A 19,630-nucleotide genomic window follows, 5' to 3' on the forward strand; every position below is an offset into this window, starting at 1 on the left:
GAAAATATTTTTTGAACTCGTGCTCAATTAAACTGTAGTACCCTCTTCTTGTAACGTTACCGCGCGAATTATAACATCCGGATGCGCAGCTTGAATTTGTACCTTGGCATCTTCTATTCCATTTGCCGTAATATCGCGGTAAAAGACGACATTGTTGAAAGGGAAGACATATTCGACCGTGTACCTGTCTTGTTTTGTGACCATTCCAATCAGCTCCAATCTCTCAAGTGAGATGCTCAATATTCGATACGGTACTTTTTCTCAAGCTCAGACAACTCATTGAACTGCACTATGGTTACCGGTTTTATGATCGTAAATTCCCATTCATCACCAAGGGAGCGGCGCAATTGTTTCACTCGCCCGGTGACCTCTTCATCAATGAACAAGTCATTCATCTCATCCTCATTAACGAAGTTTACGGTGACAGAATGAGTGTACCGCTGCGGCTGACCTGTATCGTCCCGGCAATCGACAATGACGGAAATTTCACCTTTATCACCGGGAACAGCCTTACCGGTATACACTTCAATGAGTACATCACTCCCTTTTATGGGGCTGCCCATTTCAATAGCGCCAAATTCGTTTTCGGGATAGCCGTTCATATTCGGCAAACGATGCATTCCTTCGGGGAGCTGGAGACTGATCCGAACACCGGTTATACCTTCAGCGCCGGGAAACTGTTGATATTGAATCCATATGTGATTGATGCCCTCTTCGTTTTCCATCACGGATTTTTCTAATTTCACCGTTATCATGAGCCGCGGTCCCCTTTAATAAGCTGAGAGACTGTTTCAATCATTTTTTGCCTAAGTTCTGCAGAAACCCGGGGACTGAGCGTAAGGTAAACGTCTTCGCTAACTTGATGAGTTTCGTTCTCGAGAATGCCATTTGGTTTATACATTGTAAGCTTCTCACCGATTCTTATGATATCTTCCATGGTGAGGCCATTTAGTTTTTCCTGGATGGAGGCAAGCGTTTCTCCGGTCCTCGACAATGTTAAAATCGCCCGAAAAAAATGAAGGTGTTTGTCTGTATAGACACGTTTGTTGCCAACCAATTCGAGCGGAGGAATGATGCCGATTTGTGTATAATACCGGACGGTTCGTAAATTCATCTCCGGGTCGTCATTTCGAAGCTGGTCCGTAATCTGTTTGGCTGTATAGGTATTCAAATGACCTCACTCCTTATGACAGTCAACTGTTGTAGTTACAGTATACTGTAACATTAACAGTATGATGTCATTATATTTAGAGCCCGCTAAAATTGCAACAAAAAAGACAACTCTGAGCAACAAGTTGTCTTTAAAAAATGGGTATGCTGTTTCTGCCCACACCAGAACCCAGATCCAATACGGATAAATATTCTCTGTCATCGAAGGCTGCGAGGTATTCCATTACCGTCTTCACAGGCTTATGCAGCCATGAACCGGCTTCAAACAGCTTATAATTCTCGTAACAAGCTTCATGGTAGTTTCTCTCTTCAGTTCTGATCTTTTCAATTCTGTTATCCATATTGAAAACTTCCTTTTTATCGTTTATAACCCATAATGCCATATCCGTCATTTACATCTCGTTATTTAGCCAATATTCCAATTGAGGAATCATCTCCGCATAACGCCTAATGGCATTAATTGTTCCTGTTACTTGCTCAGTCCCCATCTTCTGTTCTTCCTGGTCTGTGCATTCAATCCATAACGACCGTTTTAAACTATATTCCAGCCAGCCTAATTTGCCTGAAAAACCACTTGCCAATACCATTCTCCAGTTTGCTTGAAGTGTTCCATATCTCTTCTTATATCCGCCGATGAAAGCTAAAAATCTTTCTTTGTCAATGTTTCCTGTTTCAGTTTCGGACCAGTAAACAGCTGTTTCAGTCAAGTCCTGCATTGGATTTATATGGCCGGCTGACTCCCAGTCAATCAGGATAGGATTGTCATGGTTCCACATCACATTTTTCGGATCCAAATCCCCGTGGCTAATAACCTTCTCTGATGCAAGCAGTCTTGCTGATTCATTCGCCTGAGCATTCCAATCGTATAGGTTATCAATGACTTCAAGGAGCAGGTTAACCCACACTGTATTATTTTCTTGTCCTTGCTGCAAATAGGAATTCCAATCCGTTAGCTGTGTATGATCCGGCCAATTATTACTGGTGGCTAACACTGAAAAATCCGTCATATGCAGATTCGCAAGAATGGCACCTATTTTCTCACAATGGACAATATTGATTTCACGAGGTTTCAGACTGTTACCATCTACCCAATCGAAAACAAGATAGAACTGATTGTCTAATTCATGCATGAAAGTGCCGTTAATTCTTTTAGCTGGTACAGCAGGTATATGATCGGCTGCAATATTGGCAATTCGTTCCGACCTGGTAAAATTGTGCATGGCCGCAGGTCTAAGCATTATTTGCGGGTTTAATGCTTTAATTGCATATTTGCCCTGCGTGGTTTCAATAGCATACATTCTGTGTAAAAGCCCGCCAGACAGCGCTTCAGGAGCACCAATTATCTCGCCAAGCTGTAATAGATTACTTAACTTTTCAATTTGCAAATTATACGGCATCTCACTCACTGTTTAAGGATCACCTCTACTTCCTCCAGGTTTTTACATATGTATTTGGGCTCGATGTCCACCGGTTTGGTCTTCCCCTTGCGGTTTAGCCACACAGCATCAATCCCGGCTTCCTGGGCTCCGTAAACATCACTGACTATAGAATCGCCAATGTGAATGACTTCGCCGGGCTGCAGATTATATCGTCTTAACGCTTCTTGAAACAACTCCGGTCTGGGCTTGTAGGATCTGACGTCTTCACTGGATATAACGCCATCAGCCCAAATATCGAGATGCTCCATAGCCGCTCTGATATCATCGGAATCAATGTTGGACAGTATATATACGGGTTTTTCCTGGCGTATTAATTCGAGAAAAGCATGAGTATCAGCGAATATATTCGGCTTTCTCCAATGGTCGAACTGCTTTTGAATGATCTTGCTTGCATCGCATTCGGACTGGAATGTCCGGATCGTTTCCACTAGAGATTTAACACCCAATTCGCGCTGAGTTTGAAACGTTTGTCCGTTGCTGTCTTGAAACATCTTCGAGAAAGTTTTCCACCAGAATCGTCCAACTTCTTCAATCGAACATTCAACAGCAGCATTAATCCTTACTTCTTCACAAATAAGCGGAATGATATCGTCATCTTCATGAACCAAGGTCCCATAGAAATCCAAAAAAACCGCTTTAATTGTCATACGGCCTCCTTTTTGCTTCAAAAGATTGCTCCGCCGTAATGCTGAAATCCATTCCGTATTGAACCATATTCAACTTCTGCGCGATTCTTTGTGAGCTCATATTATCCCAAGAAGTACTGTACAGAGGTATTAACCCGCCCTGCCGCACTTGGTGAATCCATTCCGCCACAACCCGCTCTGCGTAACCATTCCCTCTATACTGCTCTATTGTTAATAGACCTGCTTCTGCAGCAGCCTCGCTTTTTCTTGCACAACTGCACACCGACACCGCTTGCCCATCGACTATCAATCCGACTACGGGACTTCTTAATTCAATCTCAGGTATTAAAGCCGGAAAATATTTGGATAAAAAATGGCTATTTTTTTCGGTCATGACAATCGCGTTATTAGCAATGTTCTGGCGGCTATCGTTTGATGGACATACAAATGCAGGTCCCATCCAGATGCTTGTAATCTTTCTGTATTTCTCAAGAACTCTGCACAGCTCCATTACATTGATTGACTCGGAGAGAATCCGATTGAGAACGTTTACGATATGTTCCGGGAGGTTGTGATTATAATAGAATTCAATAGATTTCTTAGTCCGGCCGATAAAAAGTAACGGAGCACCTGCCTGCTCCGGTTCATTAATGCCGACAATCCGGTTCTCCTCATTCAACACGTACAGCGTTTTAGCTTGTATTTTCATTAGTTCGGTATCGGTCAGGTGAATAATATTTCACGCCCCTCTGGCAAAATATACTTGTAACAGGACCCTATGTCCCAGATAAATACAATTCTATCTTTATAAGTTGTAAAAGAAAAGAACCCCTCGAAGTTGAGGGGTATGTAACGCTATTCACAGTTCTTTTTGTTAATAAACAGCCTTCCACTCTGCAATATTGGCAGCATCGAATTTATACGGATCGCCGAGCATGATTTGCGTGCCGTCTCCATCCTGTACGACTTCCTTGTCGCCCAGACGAGCGGCTTTAAGCTTGTCGCCTACTTTTCCGGTAATGGTACCGCTTACTAATGCGTCAGCTGCATAACCGGCAAGATATCCGACATCGATCGGATTCCACAGATACATCCACTCACACACGCCGCTTTCGATATATTCGGCCATTTCACTTGGCAGACCAAGCCCTGTCAGGTGAACTTTACCTTTCAGTCCTTTGTCCGTCAGCACTTTGCCTGCTGCTGCAATTCCGACGGTCGTCGGAGCGATAATCCCTTTCAGGTTCGGGTAGGATTTGAGAAGCGCCTCGGTCTCGGATACGCTCTTATCGCGAAGATCATCGCCATATGCGACTTTGACCAGCTCGATATCTTTATATTTCGGGTCTTCAAGCTCCTTCTTCATCCACTCGATCCACGTGTTCTGATTTGTAGCTTGAGAAGTTGCGCTCAGAATCGCGATCTGGCCGGAACCGCCAATCATGTCGGAAATTGCCTGCACCTGGACACGGCCGATCCGTTCCGGATCAGCCTGGTTCACATGCACCATGCGGCTTTTGGCGTTAACGGCGGAATCGAGGGAGAGCACCTTGATTCCTTGGTCCATTGCTTTTTTCAATGCCGGCTGAAGAGCATCCGGGTCGTTCCCAACCATCGCGATCGCGTTCACCTTTTGTGAGATCAGCTCTTCAATCATCTGGATTTGCGCTTCTGCCGTCGGCTGGTCCGGCGCTTTCAGAATCGCTTCGTGGCCCAGCTCTTCAATTGCATTCTTGTAGCCTTCCATTTCCTTCTCACCGTATGGGTTGCCGGTGTTTTTAAAGATAATGGCGAATTTCTTTTTGCCGCCTGTATCGGCGCTCCCTGTATCGGTGCCGCCTTTGTTGGTCGTCCCGCTTCCGCAAGCTGCGAGCAGGGTCATGGTGAGTACGATAGACAAGCACATAAATATTACCTTTTTCATTTTTTCTTCCTCCCTTTATTACCTTTTGTTTTTTATATACATAAACAGTTACACTGCAACCGTTAGACGCCAGATTATGGCGGCTCGGTTGTCAGTACACTGCAACCGTTAGACGCCAGATTATGGCGGCTCGGTTGTCAGTACACTGCAACCGTTAGACGCCAGGTTACGGCGGCTCGGTTTTCAGTTACACTGCAACCGTTAGACGCCAGGTTACGGCGGCTCGGTTGTCAGTACACTGCAACCGTTGTCCGGTGAAAAGGTGCAGAGGCCGATTCGGGGCTGGAGTAACGTAAGTGGTCGCCTTTTGTCAGCCAGATTTCTACCTTTAAAGAATTGAATCTGGGGACAACTGCGATCGGAAGCCCCGAATCCGGCCGGCAGCACCTAATTCAACCGGCTTCTATACACCGAAATGCGCGGCTCGGCCTGCAGTTAAACTGCATGTATTACGTTTTGCGCAGCTTGATCCGGCTGAATTTCATCTTCGGGATCATGACAGCCACGATAAGAAGCATTCCAAGAATGATGAGCAGCATCTGGGCTGGGACATTAACCAGTCCCAGGCCGTAGCGCAGAAAGCCGACAAGAAAGACGGCGAGAATCGCACCGATCATTCTGCCCTTGCCGCCGGCTGTGCTTATGCCGCCGAGAACAACCATGGCGATAACGTCCAGTTCATAGCCCATCGCCACATTGGGTCTGGTGCTGCCCATCCTCGAGGTGAGGAATAGGGCGGTTATCGCCGACATAAGACCGGCGAGGGTGAACACGATGATCCTGATTTTGTCGACCTGAACGCCGGAGAAACGGCTAGCGGTCATATTGCTGCCCATCGCGTAGACGCGCCTGCCAAATGTTGTCCGATGCAGCAGCAGACTGGAAAGTACGGCAAATACAGCGAATACGATCAGAATGAACGGAATCGTTCCGACATAACCCCAACCGAGGAAGCTGAACCAATCGGGAAACTGTCCCGAGGCCTGATCCTCCAGAACGATATAGGCAATGCCGCGGTAGATGATCATGGTGGAGAGCGTCACGATCACCGAAGACAGCTCCTTGAACTTGACGATCAGCAATCCGTTGATCCATCCGCACAATGTTCCGATGAGCAAACACACAATCATCGCGATCGGCATCGGAACGCCGGAGTTGTATAAATCCGCCATAATGACCGAAGACAACGCCACGATTGAGGCAACGGATATATCGATATCTCCGAGAATCATGACCAGCACCATCGGAAGAACGATTAACGATTTATCCAGAAAGGTCATCGTTGCGTCCCGCAGACTCTCGTAGCTCCAATAGAATTCCGACAAATTCATATTCATAATATTGACCGCGATAAAGAGGACGACCAGCATCCATTCCCACTGTAGGAAGAAACGCTTCCATGAAAAATCTCTCTTATTAGTCAGAATTCTCGTTTCCATGGCTTTATATTTTCCTCCTCATGAGATGATTGCGGTCTACCCCCCGCTTGACCAAAGCATTGATCAATACAGCGACTAGAATAATGGACCCTTGGATGCCCATTTGCCAGAATGGGGAAACGTTGATCAGCGGCAGCGCGTTGTTCAGAATGCCAAGAAGAACAGCCCCCAGAATAATGCCTGAGATCTTGCCCGAGCCTCCGGCAATGCTTACCCCACCCAGCACGCAAGCTGCGATGACGCTAAGCTCGTAACCGGTTGCGGTATCACCCTGGGCGGAAGCGAATTTGGATACCCAGAGCACCCCGGCCAGACCGGACAGGCCTCCCATAATGGAATAGACAAGCAATAGAATGCGGCCGTTATTGATTCCGCTCACGGTTGCGGACTCCGGGTTACTCCCCACTGCATAGATTTGCCTTCCGGTTCGGGTGTGGTTCACAAAATAGTAGAAGACGATATAAGTCATAATTGCGATGAAAATCAAATTGTTTATTCCCGCAATGGAACCGGTTGCAATTCCTTTGAAGCCTGCCGGCATCTGATGGGCGCTTACCCATTTGCCGCCGCTGACCATAAAGGTCAGCCCCCGAAACACATTCATCATTCCAAGCGTCGCGATGATCGGCAGAATACCGAACTTCGAAACGAGGAAACCAAGCACCACGCCGCACACCAGTCCGACAACGACGCCGATTAGAATGGCGAGCAGCGGAGGAAGCTCCGGATACCGGCAGACAGCCAGCGCCGCAATCATTCCGGATAAAGCGAGCGTCGCCCCAATCGATAAATCAATCCCTCGCGTGACGATAACCAGCATCATCCCGACCGCCAGAATGCTTAGAATTGCCGTGTTTGTCGCCATATCATTGATGTTTTCCCACGTCAGGAAGCTGGGATTTCTGATTTGGACGGCTGCGGAAAGCAGGACAATAAATCCGAGCAGCCCAAGCTCTCTGAACTTCGCGATCATTTCGAGCAATTCCGGCCCTCTGAACGTTTTGCCGTTTGCCGTTTTTCTTTCCAAGCCTGCTTGTGCCATATTCGTGCCCCCATTTTTTACATTATCCCGATGCGCCCATGGCCGGCTGTCCACCGACGCCCGCCATTGAAGCCTGTAAAATCGCTTCCTGCGTGACGTCTTTGCGATCCATCCGTCCCGTGATTCTGCCCTCCCGCATAACGATAATGCGGTCGCACATGCCGATAATCTCCGGCATTTCCGAAGAGACGAGAATGACGCCGTATCCTGAGCAGGCCAAATCTCCGATCATTTCATAAATCGCCGATTTTGCGCCTACATCCACGCCTTTAGTCGGTTCATCAAGGATGATGACATCCAGGTCGGCCGTAAGCAGCTTCGCAAACACAACCTTCTGCTGATTCCCTCCGGAGAGAGAGCTTACGAGATCGTAAATGCTGCCTGCCTTCACATTTACCTTTTCCGCAAGTTTCTTCGCAACTTCCGCTTCTTTGCCTGTATCAAGAGTCCCCTTCGCTTCGAATTTCTCCAGTACCGGAAGCGTGATATTTCTGCCTATTTCCCACTGCAGCACCAGGCCTTGCTTCTGCCTGTCCTCAGGAAGATACCCGATCCCGCACTTCATGGCCTCGAGCGGGCTTCTCAGCTTCACTTCTTTCCCCTTCAAGTAAATGCTGCCCTTATCGTAGGGAGCAATCCCGAATATCGCCTGGCAAACTTCCGTTCGGCCCGCGCCTACAAGTCCGGTGACGCCCAGAATCTCGCCCCTGCGAAGCCTGAAGGACACGTCGGCGAAATACCCTGTTGACCCCAGTCCATCCACACGCAAAATTTCCTCGCCGATCGCCGCTTCTTTTTTCGGAAACAGCTGGTTGATTTCTCTTCCCACCATCGCGACGATTAATTCATGATTGGATATTTCGTCGACATTCCAATTCCCGATATATCTCGAGTCCCTGAACACAGTGACTTTACTTGCCAGTCTGTACATGTCTTCGAATCGGTGGGAAATAAAAATAATGGCCGTTCTTTGATCCCTGAGCCGCTCCGCAATACGGTATAGCTCCTCGCTCTCGCGCCGGGTGAGAGAAGCCGTCGGCTCATCCATAATGATGATTTTCGCATCTACGGATAACGCTTTTGCAATTTCGACGATTTGCTGCTCGGCAACGCTGAGCGCCCCCATTTGTGTTTTGGGATCGAAGCTTGCGCCGAGCTCCCGCAGCAGCCGCCCCGCTTCCTGGTGCATCTCTTTCCACCGAATGCGCTTCGTTCTCGGATGGATTTTTTCATGTCCCATAAAAATATTTTCCGTGACGCTCAAATCCGGATAACAGGTGATGTGCTGATAAATAGCCGCGATCCCCGCTCTCTTCGCATCGTTCGGGTTATTAAATTCCACTCTCTGCCCATTCAGATACATTTCTCCTTCATCAGGCGAATGGACACCGGTAATTACTTTAATGAACGTCGATTTGCCCGCGCCGTTCTCACCCATTAAGGCATGAATCTCTCCGGCCTTTAGTTGAAAATGAACTTGATCAAGCGCCTTTACGCCAGGAAAGGTCTTTGTAATCGCTTTCAATTCAAGTATGTATTCACTCATAATGCCTCCCCAATCCAAATCGAATTCGTGTTCCTTGATGTTTGTTTATGATCTTTTGTTTTCGTTGTTTATTATTTTCGTCACATGAATAACAATTCCTGCTTACTGATAATAAAATTTATGCAAAAAAGAAGAAAGAGATGACCCCGTCTCTTTCTTTTATCGTTTTTTTGTGTCCTTTTGGTTTCGATTGAGTTACTTACCGCCCGATGCATAGTATAATATCCGTTCTTGTGACGCCTCTTCTCTGGAAAAGATTTTCCGAATCTCTCCCTTATACATGACGGCAATCCGGTCGGACAAACCCATCACTTCGCCAAGGTCGGAAGAAATCATGATGATGGAGGCTCCTGATAAGACTAATTCATTCATAATGTTATATATATCGATTTTGGAAACGATATCGATCCCGGCTGTCGGTTCCTCGATGATCAGAATCTTCGCGCCGGAAAACAGCCATTTGGCCAAAATGACCTTCTTCTGATTGCCGCCGCTTAAATTCGTGACGACATCGCGTTCGTCCGCCTTGATCTCAAGCCGTTCGACCAAATCTTTGGCATATAGCAGTTCTCTTCCGCTCTTGATGAAGCCGGCGCTTGAGATTCGTTCCAGGTTCGGGAGGGTGATATTCTCCGTAATCGTCGAATTCAAGATCAGGCCTTCTTCGTTGTGAATACCTGCCGCATAACAAAGACCGTTTTGCCTGGCCAAATGGGGCGACATCCTTGTAAACGCTTTCCCATTCAAGTGTATCTTTCCTTCGGAAGGCTCGTGAATCCCGACAAGCACCTTCGCAAGCGTGCGCCTGCCTGACCCGCTTAGACCGGTAATACCGAGAATTTCTCCCTTTCGGACATCCAGATTGATATTGCCGATCATTCCTTGATAGCCCAAGCCTTCTACGCGCATCGCTTCTTTCCCGATCTTCACCTTAAGCTTCGGATAACGGTCCTGGAGCTCCTTGCCGACCATCGCCTTCACAATGAGATTCCTGTCGATATCCCGGACGCCGCAGGATTCGATGACCGCCCCGTCCCGCAGCACAGTTACCGTATCGGCAATCTGCTGAATTTCTTCGACCCGGTGCGATATATAAATGATGGATACGCCTAATTTCTTCATATCACGAATGACCTTAAACAGCAGTTCGATTTCCTGCTCCGAGAAGGCTGCCGTAGGTTCGTCCAAAATCATGATTTTCGCGTTCTGTGACAGCGCCTTGATCATTTCCAAAAACTTTTGCTGTGCAATGGACAAGCTCTTCACAATCGCCTTGGAATGAAAAGAGAGGCCCAGTTCATCGAGAACCTTCTGGGTTTCCTTATAGGCTTTATCCCAGTCGATCAGACGCAGCCATTTGATGTTTTTCAGAGGCTCCCGCCGCATGAATACATTCTCGGTTACATTCAGGTCCTGGAACAGGTGAATCTCTTGATAAATGATGGCAATTCCAAGCTCCTGCGCCTGCTTCGGATTGCCAATCGCAACGGGCCGTCCTTCGAGCAAAATATCTCCCGAATCAGGAGGAAAGAGGCCAGCAAGAATCTTCATCAGAGTGGATTTCCCCGCGCCGTTCTCACCGATAATCGCGTGAACCTGTCCTTTATCGGCAGTAAAATCGATACCGTTCAGTACGGGATTATCATTGAATTGCTTGGAGATTTTTCTCATTTCCAGCAGATGGCTCAAACGTTGTCCCTCTTTCCATCATCTGTATGGTTTTGGACCATGGGGGTTATTCCAGTTCAAACGCGGTGTAAAGCTTGACCGCTTTCTCGAAAAAGAATTTTTTGTATTCGGAAGGAATCTGCTTGTTCGTGATCACTACGGGGGCCATCAATAAATCGCCCAGCCGGGCAAAGCCGGTGCGGTTGAATTTGGTGTAATCCGCCACGATGACAATCTCGCCCGAAATTTTCTTCACGCTCTGCAGGACCATCATTTCTTCATAGCTATCGACCGTATATCCGGTGTCAAAATTCACGCCCTTGACTCCGATGAACGCTTTGTTGATAAAAATGCCTTCCAGCGTCTGCAGTGCGAATCCCCCTACAAGCGTGGAGGTGGATGGAATAAGATCCCCGCCCGTTAGAATAACCTTCATCCCAAGGCTGTTCCTAAGCTCCAGAGCGATCAGAGCGTCATTGGTGACCACCGTGATTTTCTTCGATCGGATGTTGCGGGCAATTTCCAGGCATGTCGTGCCCGGACTCAGAAAAACGGCATCCCCTTCCTCAATCATTTGGGAAGCGATTTTGCCGATCATTCGTTTTTCTTCGGAGGCGGCTTCGCCGGGTTCGGTGACGGCTGCCACCGCGAGGGCTTCCTCTTTCAGGACAGCTCCGCCGTAAATTTTCGTAAGAAAGCCGATTTGTTCAAGCTTGTCCAGATCCCTGCGGATCGTCACTTCCGTCACTGAGAAGAGCTCGCTCAATTCGTATACATCGACGCGTTTTTCCTTGAACAGGATTTCTTTAATTTTGTTTAAGCGCTCAATAGCAAACATTGGATAACTCCTTGGTGGCTTTGACGGCGAATCATCAAGCCCATCGGGATAAAAGAAACCGATCATATTTTACTGTTTGATTATATCATAATGATGTTCGTTTGTGTTCGCCCGGAGACAGCAGATTTACAGACCAGCCTGCCGGCATGAACGTGTTTTATTAACGCTTAATCGATTTCATGCCGCTAAAATCACAGCCTCTTTTTGTCACATGTTAATTATACTTGACATAATGTAAAGCTGACAATACAATATGAACACAATACTTTACTTATTTATAATAATTGGTAAAAAACAAAGCCAGGTGACACCACAGACATCGTTGAAATCGAGAAAGGCATTTGGAAGAGGGTTTTTCGTTTGAGGAAAATTAGGAGGGGTTAGAAATGACAAACCGCAATACCGAGGCTTCACCACTTTTTTATTCCAGAGCCACAGGGCTGGGGCTTCTACTTATGGCTGTACTTGCGATGTTTTCCAATTTCTCCGTTATTGAGGGCCTTATTGTACCGGGTGATGCAGCCGCAACTGCCAATAACATCATGACCAAAGAGATGTTATTTCGGGGTGGATTTATTGGATTTGTGATCGTGCTTATACTTGATGTTCTGGTATCTTGGACACTGTATGTGCTACTCAAACCCATTAATAAGAATCTAGCGATGCTCGCGGCATTGTTCAGGCTCGTATACACCGCCATTTTTGGAGCAGCCTTATTCAATTTTTTGAATGTTCTCCAGCTTCTAAGCGGTGCTGAATACCTGACGGCATTCACAACAGATCAGCTGCACGCTCAGGTGATGTTACTGATTGGTGCATTTAACAATGGATGGCTCATTGGATTGGTACTTTTTGGATTTCACTTATTGGTCGTTGGTTATTTAATAATCAAGTCACGAGGCTACCTGCCAAGAATCATCGGGATCTTCTTGGTCATAGCATTCGCAGGATATGTAATAGACAGTATTGCGCATTTTCTTCTCCCGGGCTACACTGACTACAAAACGATATTCCTGCTGATTGTAGCCATACCAGGTATCATTGGAGAGCTGTCGTTAGCTTTCTGGCTGCTGATTAAGGGTGTTAAGGTCGAGCTGACAAAGTCGCTATTCATGCGCAATTAACCAAAAGGAGCTGCCGCTTGGCGGCTTCTTTTGGTTATCGAAGTGTTTGGAAATTGCCAAAGCAAACGTCTTTGGATTCAGAAAGCAGTCGGGATGTTCATCTGGCTTATTAGATAAAGCATATACAGCAAAAACAGTGCCAGTCCGCCGTAAACTAAACCGAATCCAACCCTCGCTGCAGGTGGAACGTCATAGTAAGCGATGTTTTCATGCGCTTGGCCCGTAACTTCGCAATGTATGGCGAGTTTCGGCTCCTCTTCATTCAATTGCCGGACGATTTTGATAACCTCGACTTTTCGGATAAGAGTTTGCCGCGGCAGCTCTATCTCCCCCTCCAGACCGAGTCCTTCCCAGCGGACCACGACCCGCTGCCTGCCTTCCAATGTCGAATACGTGTTGAACGGGAGTTCCCTCCGGTGGTCCTCGCCTGGAATGAAATAGCCCTGGTCAAGCAGCGGCTGCAGTGGTACAGCGAAACTCCCCTGTACGACGACCTTTTCTCTGTTTCCTCTGCGGCGAATATACTTATTGTACAGATCGATCACGAACATAACCCAGAAAATGGAGAGGATCCAGGCGTTTAAATATATAATGGCCAATGCTCCCCCGATAACACCAATCACCCACAACCAGCGTGTAACCGCCGTAGCGATTCTCCCACCGTCAAGCGGATGAAGCGGGAGCAGGTTGAACAGATTCAGGATAAACCCGATCTTCGCAATGATAATCAGGATATACCATTCGGCGGACCATCCCGCCTGGGTCGCCCCCCATCCGATTAAAAACGCCGCCGCGGCGCCGATCGTCCCGACGAGCGGTCCGCCTATGGCAATATAGGCTTCGGTTACCGCATCTCGAGGATTTCGTTTTAACAAAATCAATGCACCCAAAAAAGGAATAAAGACCGGAGCGGTTACCGGCAGACCTTTTCTCTTCGCAGCGATCACATGTCCCATTTCATGAATAAAAATCATAGCGACCAGCCCGACAGCCACTTGAATTGGAAAAAGGATCGTATAGGCCCATATCGTAACCAGCATACTTATGAGGGCGCTGCCGAATTTACTGAACTTCAACAAAGCGAGGAGGGCCTTTCCTTTCCCCAGCAAAAATGCTCCGACAGCGCCGATTAGCCACCATGGTTTTTTTTTTCGATTCCGCTTATCCTGCTTCTCCAGGTTCCGTCGCCGCCTTTCCCAACCGATGTTTTGATTGCCAGTTGCATTGAACGCAACCACCCGCCGATAAGAGGCAGGTTTTGGGGCTGAATGTACCCTTGTTCACTTATTATACCTGTTCATGCCGCTTGTATGAAATTTCATGTCCGCACCTGTCAAAAGCTGATTTTTCAATTGTCGTGTTTCCTGCTCTTGACATTATACCAAGACTCGAATACAATTTTAATATGCAAGCAACCACTTGCACACAAAAGGGGTAGGCAAATGACCAACAATCTAAGTACTAGCGATAAGATTCTGCTTGCAACAATCGAACTCATGGCCGAAAAGGGCTATGACGGCACAACCACCAAGGAAATCGCCCTTGCTGCCGGAGTCAATGAGGTTACGCTATTTCGCCATTTCGGAACGAAGGTTAAGCTGCTTGAAGCCGCATTTAGCCGCTATCATTATGGCGAAGAGATGACAAAGCTTTTTAATGAAAGCCTCAAAGGGGATCTGTATTCGGACCTTCTTACGCTCAGCCGAACGTATCATAAAATCATGAACCGGAATAGAAAATTAATATCTATCGCGCAAAAAGGGAGCAGCAATCTCCCTGAGGAGGTTCTTCAGGAGGCCGGGCGCCATCCGAAGCATCTGAAAAACCTATTAACGGAATATTTGACCGCCATGTCGGAACAAGGTAAGGTCGCGACGCCGAAACCTGAGATGACTGCGTTGTCGTTCATGTGGATGAATAACGGCGCATTCATGAGCAGTCTGAACGCAAAAGAGTTTATCTCAGAAGGCTCGTTGGACGAATTCATCGAAGAAAGTGTACGATTATTCGCTAGGGCATTAACCCCCTAGCTTTTTTATAAAGCATAATGAAAGTATGTACTTGCGTGCAATATTTGAGAGGAGTGATTAACCTTGAATTCTGACTCACAGCAGCAAAAAGGTTTGATCTTAATGCGGTTAATGATGTTAACCGTCATGATGTCATCGATGAGCGCCCTTATGTTTAACGTTGTGCTTCCGCAAATCAGCGAGGAGTTTCATCTTACCCTTGCTCAGGTGAGCTGGCTGTCATCCGCCTATACGCTTATCTATGCGTTTGGAACCGTGACCTATGGGAAACTGGCGGACAGATTCCAACTGAAGAGCCTATTGACGTTCGGTCTGACGCTGTTTGCAGCGGGTTCTCTAATCGGGCTCGTTTCCCAAACATTCTTATTCGCACTTCTCGGAAGGTGCCTGCAATCTGCGGGGGCCGCAGCTATCCCGGCGATTGCACTCATTATCCCCGTGCGGTATTTTTCTCCTGAGAAGAGAGGCTCCGCAATAAGCATGTCAGCCGTCGGGCTTGCGCTCGGAAGTGCTCTTGCGCCTGTGATTTCCGCGCTTATCGTCAGCTTTGCGAATTGGAGATGGCTATTTCTGCCTTCCTTGTTGATGCTGCTGCTGCTGCCGCTTTACCGCAAATATTTGGAGCATGAGGTGAAAGAAGCTGCTCGCAAATTCGATTGGCTTGGCGGGATCTTACTTGCTGCATCCATTACGCTGCTTCTGCTGGGGGTCACGAATCTGACCTGGTGGTATCTGGTGTTCGGATTAGCGGCTTTAATCCTCTTCATTCTGCGAATTCATGCGACAGAAGAAGCTTTTATACAGCCCCAATTGTTTCGAAACAAACAGTACACCATTGGACTAACGCTTGCATTTCTCATCGCCGGCATTGGCATTTCCTTATATTTGTTAACTCCGATCCTGCTCTCGGAAGTGTATCATTTGGGTTCCAATTGGATTGGTTTCGCCATGGTTCCTGCTGCGGCAGCCTCCGCGATACTAGGGCGAAAGGGCGGAAAACTGGCGGATTTGAAAGGGAACTCCTATCTGATCTCTGTTGCTTCCGGCTCTTTAATTACCTGCTTTGCCTTGCTGTCAATCTTCACAGGAATCTCGCCGCTTTGGATTTCATTCATTCTCATATTCGGGAACGTAGGCCAATCTTTCTTTCAAATTGCGATGTCGAACTCGATCTCGAGATCATTGCCCAAAGATCAAATTGGAGTTGGTATGGGGCTCTTCTCGATGATCAGTTTTATATCCCAAGGAATAGCCGCTGGCGTTTATGGCAGCGCAGCGGCGCATGGTTCATCCGTTAATTGGAATCCGTTACATGTTGATCCGAATAGTTACCTCTTCAGCAATATTTATCTCGTTCTTGCCGCAATGCATGTGGGCATCTTGTTGTTCTACCGCTTGCAATTCCGCACCAGGAATTCAAGTGTTTCAATATAATATGGGACAAATTCAAATTTACGGGTGTAGAAGCTGAAAGGAGAAGACATGTGATGTTAACAGCAAATTTAATCGATCAATTGCTTACATGGCCAGAGGTAACTCAGCAGCCACACCGCTTCGGCGGGATTGAATTTCGGTTTAGAGGTAAGGAAATCGGACATTTGCATGGCGATCACCTGGTCGACTTGACTTTGCCGAAATCATTACGCGATGAACTGGTAATCTCAGGGCGTGCGCAGCCCCATCATATGTATCCTGATTCCGGTTGGGTATCCGTTTATTTAACCTCTAATGAGGATGTTACTCGAGCCATTGAAATTTTAAGGCTCAAGTATGAGCATCTGGTTTCAATCCAGGATGAGTAATGAGATAAATATATGGTGAAACGGATTTATAAAAATTAGAATTTGAGAAGGAGGATGTAAAAGATGGAACACTTAAAAACGGTTAATTCCAACAGCACTGAACTTACGGATACCTCAATCCGTCCATTTCGCATCGCGATCCCCCAAAGTGATCTAGATGATTTGCAAGCTCGCCTGACCCAAACTCGTTGGCCTGCCCAGTTACCTGATATTGAAGGAAATGATGGTGTTCCACTCGACTATATGAAGGAGTTAGTGGAGTACTGGGGTACCTCATATGACTGGCGTAAACAAGAAGCTCAGTTAAATGAGTTTCCTCAATTCACTACAATGATTGATGGTGCAAATATACATTTCTTGCATGTTCGGTCACCCGAAAAGGATGCATTTCCGCTTATTCTTACCCATGGCTGGCCGGGTTCTATCGTAGAATTTCTTGATATCATTGGTCCATTAACCGATCCACGAGCTTATGGTGAAGATCCTGCCAACGCTTTTCATGTGGTAATTCCATCGATCCCTGGCTTTGGTTTTTCCGGTCCCACTCCTGAGAATGGTTGGAATGGACAACGGATTGCTCTTGCTTGGGCGGAGTTGATGAGACGGTTAGGTTATGACCGATATGGAACACAGGGAGGAGATTGGGGTTCAGCAATTTCTCGTATCTTAGCTGCGGCCGATCCGGAGCATGTCTGTGGTGTTCATCTAAACTACCTATTTTTTATACCAAAACCAAATGATAAACTTACTAATCTGTCTAAGGAAGATGAGGATAGAATTGCACAGTTGAACCGTTACCTAGCTTCTCCTGCTGGTCACAGGGTGCTTCAGTCAACGCGACCGCAAACACTATCCTATGCGCTCACCGACTCACCTGTTGGTCAACTAGCTTGGATCGCAGAGAAATTTATGGAATGGGTTGATCCAGCATATCCTATTGGAATCGATCGTCTGCTTACTAACGTAATGCTTTATTGGATCACAGGCACTGCTGGATCAACAGCTCGTCTTTATTATGAGAGCCAGCTCATCGCAGCCCAATCGAAGGGACGCCCTATGCCCTGCCCAGTACCAGTAGGAGTGGCGGTTTTTCCACACGATTTGGCTTTACCTGTACGTCGTCTCGCTGAGCAAGAGTATGATATCGTACACTGGACAGAGTTTGAACATGGTGGACACTTCGCGGCAATGGAGGTTCCTGACTTGTTAACAGAAGACTTACGAAATTTCTTTCGTCGTTTCCGCTGAGACAGGGGAAACGACTATTATGTTCATTCGATTGTTAACCCTCAGGGATAATTCACTGAGGGTTTCTTATTTTGATATGTATATTTAACTACCCGACAATTGACGAGCGACTGGAACCATATCTAATTATAACGCGACCTTAAATGTTCCCGCTTCTCCCAGAAAATCCAACCTTGTCAGACCCCGTTCTCCGAGAAGTTGTCTATAGCTGTTAATCGTTCCATCATGCGCAACAATAACAGCTCTATCAAGCCCTTGCTCTCTAATCCAATTGATCAATCCCAGTCCAAGCTCCTGGAATTTTTTCTCCTCAATAGCGTTTATCCCTTCAAGCCAAACCGGTTCATTGAAGTCATTCATCACGATGAAGCCAGGATATTCATTTATTATTCTTGCTCTCGGAAGGGCTATGTCACACCTGAATGCAGCCGATTCAGGACCTTGAGGAAACATTCTGGGGCCGACTGCGGGGCTTATGTATTTCTTGGGCTGAGTCAAGCCGTCAGTGAGAATATTGACGGTTTCGATGGTTCTCACCGTCGGGCTGACAATAAAGATATCCTCATTGCTGAAATCAAAAGAAGCTCTTAGATCCGCCACTTGAGCTTTACCCCTGTCAGTCAGATGAGGATGTTCAATATTTAACCGGTCCGGAATGTCCCGGTTATGCTCCCCTTGGCCATGTCGGACGAATATCAATTCCATCTTTGCTCACATCCTTTTCTTTACCGGGCAGTAAATCTTGACCTCATTGCGCTGATCCTCTGAATCTCTTATTGTTTTCCCATCGTACTTTTCGAAGTAATAATCAATGTCGTCATAAGAGTATCCGTTTTCCTGCAGCCATCCCGATGTGTAGTCATAGGCCGTTGACGTCCTGCCGGCCGGCCCTTTATAGTGTGTGGCGGAATACATTCTCGGCAGTAAATGAATGTGTACCATACCATGCGGCACATTGGCAACGGGGTCTACTTCATAGCAGCAATAGAAATCAAGCAAGCCCGCATTTCCCTTGTAGTTCGGAGCCAGCTCCCTATTAACTTGGATTAATCAAACATGATCTCTTGATCCGGGTTTCTATATAACTCAAACAGTTTGATAATCTGCTTCTCCGTGTTTCGTTCAAGGGATAACGCAGGCAATTTATCCTCTTCAAAAAATTTAACCTCGAGTGTTTCCATACCCTCCATCGCTTCACCGCCGACAATTTCGCATAATATGAACATTTTGTAAACATGAAACGGTGAAGGCGGATGGTCATGAAACTTCTTGTCTATAATCCCTAACAGCCGGACAGGCATTACATCGAACCCGGATTCCTCTTTCACTTCCTTTACAGCCACTTCCTTTGCAGACAACCCGATATCCGCCCATCCGCCGGGCAATGCCCAAGCCTCGTCGGTACGTTCCTTCACTAATAATATTTTGCCATCATTAAAGACAACACCGCGTACATCCACCTTTGGAGTCGCGTAACCGGTTTCGCTTGCGAATAAAGCTCGTATCTTGTCCCTTTCAACGTCTGTATACTCATTTAAGATTTCAATGCTGAGAGCTCTCAGCTGCTCGAATCTGTCCAGATCATAGATATCCTTTGAATAGGCTAGTCCAGCTTGGCTTATCGCCTGAATTTGCTTTGCCCACTCGAGCCATTTGAGCTGCATATGATTCCCTCTTTTCTTCTTTTTTGGGCAGTATCTTAAAGATGTACCAGATTTACCGAAGTTTTCTGAA

Annotated in this window: 21 protein-coding genes and 1 pseudogene; 5 read left to right on the plus strand and 17 right to left on the minus strand. The window is 46.8% G+C overall.

The features are described from left to right. Positions 1-27: 27 nt before the first annotated feature. From KZ483_RS27075 to KZ483_RS27135, 13 genes and pseudogenes are all read right to left on the minus strand, one after another. Positions 28-204 (minus strand): hypothetical protein, encoded by a 177-nt coding sequence (locus KZ483_RS27075; protein WP_220350589.1) that lies wholly within the window; start codon positions 202-204, stop codon positions 28-30. 32 nt (positions 205-236) lie between these two features. Beyond that, positions 237-755: a hypothetical protein gene (locus KZ483_RS27080; protein ID WP_220350590.1), complete on the minus strand. Its 519-nt coding sequence runs from the start codon at positions 753-755 to the stop codon at positions 237-239. Beyond that, complete coding sequence (locus KZ483_RS27085; protein WP_220350591.1) at positions 752-1,171, minus strand: MerR family transcriptional regulator; 420 nt, start codon at positions 1,169-1,171, stop codon at positions 752-754. The genes KZ483_RS27080 and KZ483_RS27085 overlap by 4 nt, the downstream gene beginning before the upstream one ends. A gap of 136 nt (positions 1,172-1,307) precedes the next feature. Next, a pseudogene (locus tag KZ483_RS27090) lies at positions 1,308-1,511 on the minus strand (class I SAM-dependent methyltransferase); the annotation flags it as partial. A gap of 51 nt (positions 1,512-1,562) precedes the next feature. After that, positions 1,563-2,567, minus strand: coding sequence for a phosphotransferase (locus KZ483_RS27095; RefSeq protein WP_220353717.1), 1,005 nt, complete (start codon positions 2,565-2,567; stop codon positions 1,563-1,565). Positions 2,568-2,572: 5 nt separating this feature from the next. After that, positions 2,573-3,256, minus strand: coding sequence for an HAD family hydrolase (locus KZ483_RS27100; protein WP_220350593.1), 684 nt, complete (start codon positions 3,254-3,256; stop codon positions 2,573-2,575). Beyond that, positions 3,246-3,944 (minus strand): GNAT family N-acetyltransferase, encoded by a 699-nt coding sequence (locus KZ483_RS27105; RefSeq protein ID WP_220350594.1) that lies wholly within the window; start codon positions 3,942-3,944, stop codon positions 3,246-3,248. Before KZ483_RS27105 ends, KZ483_RS27100 begins: the two co-directional genes overlap by 11 nt. A 165-nt stretch (positions 3,945-4,109) precedes the next feature. Then, positions 4,110-5,159, minus strand: coding sequence for a rhamnose ABC transporter substrate-binding protein (gene rhaS, locus KZ483_RS27110; RefSeq protein WP_220350595.1), 1,050 nt, complete (start codon positions 5,157-5,159; stop codon positions 4,110-4,112). A 449-nt stretch (positions 5,160-5,608) separates the two neighbouring features. Further along, positions 5,609-6,598, minus strand: a complete 990-nt coding sequence (locus KZ483_RS27115; protein ID WP_220350596.1) for an ABC transporter permease — start codon at positions 6,596-6,598, stop codon at positions 5,609-5,611. A 4-nt stretch (positions 6,599-6,602) separates the two neighbouring features. After that, positions 6,603-7,640 (minus strand): ABC transporter permease, encoded by a 1,038-nt coding sequence (locus KZ483_RS27120; protein ID WP_220350597.1) that lies wholly within the window; start codon positions 7,638-7,640, stop codon positions 6,603-6,605. 22 nt (positions 7,641-7,662) lie between these two features. Then, on the minus strand, positions 7,663-9,186 hold the full coding sequence (locus KZ483_RS27125) for a sugar ABC transporter ATP-binding protein (protein WP_220350598.1): 1,524 nt from the start codon (positions 9,184-9,186) through the stop codon (positions 7,663-7,665). A 195-nt stretch (positions 9,187-9,381) separates the two neighbouring features. Continuing rightward, the gene (locus tag KZ483_RS27130; protein WP_258881454.1) at positions 9,382-10,875 is read right to left on the minus strand and encodes a sugar ABC transporter ATP-binding protein; all 1,494 of its coding nucleotides are present in this window, start codon (positions 10,873-10,875) and stop codon (positions 9,382-9,384) included. 46 nt (positions 10,876-10,921) lie between these two features. Then, complete coding sequence (locus KZ483_RS27135) at positions 10,922-11,692, minus strand: DeoR/GlpR family DNA-binding transcription regulator (protein ID WP_220350599.1); 771 nt, start codon at positions 11,690-11,692, stop codon at positions 10,922-10,924. A gap of 386 nt (positions 11,693-12,078) precedes the next feature. Between KZ483_RS27135 and KZ483_RS27140 the strand changes: the two genes are divergently transcribed. Then, a complete protein-coding gene (locus tag KZ483_RS27140) occupies positions 12,079-12,816 on the plus strand; it encodes a DUF4386 domain-containing protein (RefSeq protein ID WP_220350600.1) in 738 nt (245 codons plus the stop codon). Positions 12,817-12,893: 77 nt separating this feature from the next. Here the strand turns inward: KZ483_RS27140 and KZ483_RS27145 are convergent, their stop codons facing one another. Next, positions 12,894-13,892 (minus strand): site-2 protease family protein, encoded by a 999-nt coding sequence (locus tag KZ483_RS27145; protein ID WP_258881455.1) that lies wholly within the window; start codon positions 13,890-13,892, stop codon positions 12,894-12,896. A 366-nt stretch (positions 13,893-14,258) separates the two neighbouring features. On the opposite strand from KZ483_RS27145, the gene KZ483_RS27150 reads away from it, so the two are divergent. The 4 genes from KZ483_RS27150 (at position 14,259) to KZ483_RS27165 (ending at position 17,896) form a co-directional block, all read left to right on the plus strand. After that, positions 14,259-14,846: a TetR/AcrR family transcriptional regulator gene (locus tag KZ483_RS27150; protein ID WP_220350601.1), complete on the plus strand. Its 588-nt coding sequence runs from the start codon at positions 14,259-14,261 to the stop codon at positions 14,844-14,846. A gap of 63 nt (positions 14,847-14,909) precedes the next feature. Then, positions 14,910-16,280 (plus strand): MFS transporter, encoded by a 1,371-nt coding sequence (locus tag KZ483_RS27155; protein ID WP_258881456.1) that lies wholly within the window; start codon positions 14,910-14,912, stop codon positions 16,278-16,280. A 53-nt stretch (positions 16,281-16,333) separates the two neighbouring features. Beyond that, on the plus strand, positions 16,334-16,648 hold the full coding sequence (locus KZ483_RS27160) for a luciferase domain-containing protein (RefSeq protein ID WP_220350602.1): 315 nt from the start codon (positions 16,334-16,336) through the stop codon (positions 16,646-16,648). Positions 16,649-16,711: 63 nt separating this feature from the next. Continuing rightward, a complete protein-coding gene (locus KZ483_RS27165) occupies positions 16,712-17,896 on the plus strand; it encodes an epoxide hydrolase family protein (RefSeq protein ID WP_220350603.1) in 1,185 nt (394 codons plus the stop codon). Between the two features lie 126 nt (positions 17,897-18,022). On the opposite strand, the gene KZ483_RS27170 is transcribed toward KZ483_RS27165, so the two are convergent. The 3 genes from KZ483_RS27170 to KZ483_RS27180 are packed head-to-tail and all read right to left on the minus strand — an operon-like array spanning position 18,023 to position 19,560. Beyond that, entirely contained in the window at positions 18,023-18,601 is a 579-nt protein-coding gene (locus KZ483_RS27170) for a histidine phosphatase family protein (RefSeq protein ID WP_220350604.1), read from the minus strand. 6 nt (positions 18,602-18,607) lie between these two features. After that, positions 18,608-18,895 carry an effector binding domain-containing protein gene (locus KZ483_RS27175; protein WP_397376135.1) on the minus strand — a complete coding sequence of 96 codons (288 nt, stop codon included), beginning with the start codon at positions 18,893-18,895 and terminating at the stop codon, positions 18,608-18,610. A gap of 47 nt (positions 18,896-18,942) precedes the next feature. Beyond that, a complete protein-coding gene (locus KZ483_RS27180) occupies positions 18,943-19,560 on the minus strand; it encodes an NUDIX hydrolase (protein WP_220350605.1) in 618 nt (205 codons plus the stop codon). Between the last annotated feature and the right edge of the window lie 70 nt (positions 19,561-19,630).

The sequence above is a fragment of the Paenibacillus sp. sptzw28 genome, from assembly GCF_019550795.1.
In the GTDB taxonomy this organism is placed as follows: Bacteria; Bacillota; Bacilli; order Paenibacillales; family Paenibacillaceae; genus Paenibacillus_Z.

Bases quoted from the DNA above. Each gene is read 5' to 3' on its own strand.
- KZ483_RS27095 (WP_220353717.1), bottom strand. From the start codon at position 2,567: ATGCCGTATAATTTGCAAATTGAAAAGTTAAGTAATCTATTACAGCTT.
- KZ483_RS27135 (WP_220350599.1), bottom strand. From the start codon at position 11,692: ATGTTTGCTATTGAGCGCTTAAACAAAATTAAAGAAATCCTGTTCAAG.
- KZ483_RS27125 (WP_220350598.1), bottom strand. From the start codon at position 9,186: ATGAGTGAATACATACTTGAATTGAAAGCGATTACAAAGACCTTTCCT.
- KZ483_RS27120 (WP_220350597.1), bottom strand. From the start codon at position 7,640: ATGGCACAAGCAGGCTTGGAAAGAAAAACGGCAAACGGCAAAACGTTC.
- KZ483_RS27150 (WP_220350601.1), top strand. From the start codon at position 14,259: ATGACCAACAATCTAAGTACTAGCGATAAGATTCTGCTTGCAACAATC.
- KZ483_RS27170 (WP_220350604.1), bottom strand. From the start codon at position 18,601: ATGGAATTGATATTCGTCCGACATGGCCAAGGGGAGCATAACCGGGAC.
- rhaS (WP_220350595.1), bottom strand. From the start codon at position 5,159: ATGAAAAAGGTAATATTTATGTGCTTGTCTATCGTACTCACCATGACC.
- KZ483_RS27100 (WP_220350593.1), bottom strand. From the start codon at position 3,256: ATGACAATTAAAGCGGTTTTTTTGGATTTCTATGGGACCTTGGTTCAT.
- KZ483_RS27160 (WP_220350602.1), top strand. From the start codon at position 16,334: ATGTTAACAGCAAATTTAATCGATCAATTGCTTACATGGCCAGAGGTA.
- KZ483_RS27180 (WP_220350605.1), bottom strand. From the start codon at position 19,560: ATGCAGCTCAAATGGCTCGAGTGGGCAAAGCAAATTCAGGCGATAAGC.
- KZ483_RS27115 (WP_220350596.1), bottom strand. From the start codon at position 6,598: ATGGAAACGAGAATTCTGACTAATAAGAGAGATTTTTCATGGAAGCGT.
- KZ483_RS27080 (WP_220350590.1), bottom strand. From the start codon at position 755: ATGATAACGGTGAAATTAGAAAAATCCGTGATGGAAAACGAAGAGGGC.
- KZ483_RS27105 (WP_220350594.1), bottom strand. From the start codon at position 3,944: ATGAAAATACAAGCTAAAACGCTGTACGTGTTGAATGAGGAGAACCGG.
- KZ483_RS27075 (WP_220350589.1), bottom strand. From the start codon at position 204: ATGGTCACAAAACAAGACAGGTACACGGTCGAATATGTCTTCCCTTTC.
- KZ483_RS27165 (WP_220350603.1), top strand. From the start codon at position 16,712: ATGGAACACTTAAAAACGGTTAATTCCAACAGCACTGAACTTACGGAT.
- KZ483_RS27140 (WP_220350600.1), top strand. From the start codon at position 12,079: ATGACAAACCGCAATACCGAGGCTTCACCACTTTTTTATTCCAGAGCC.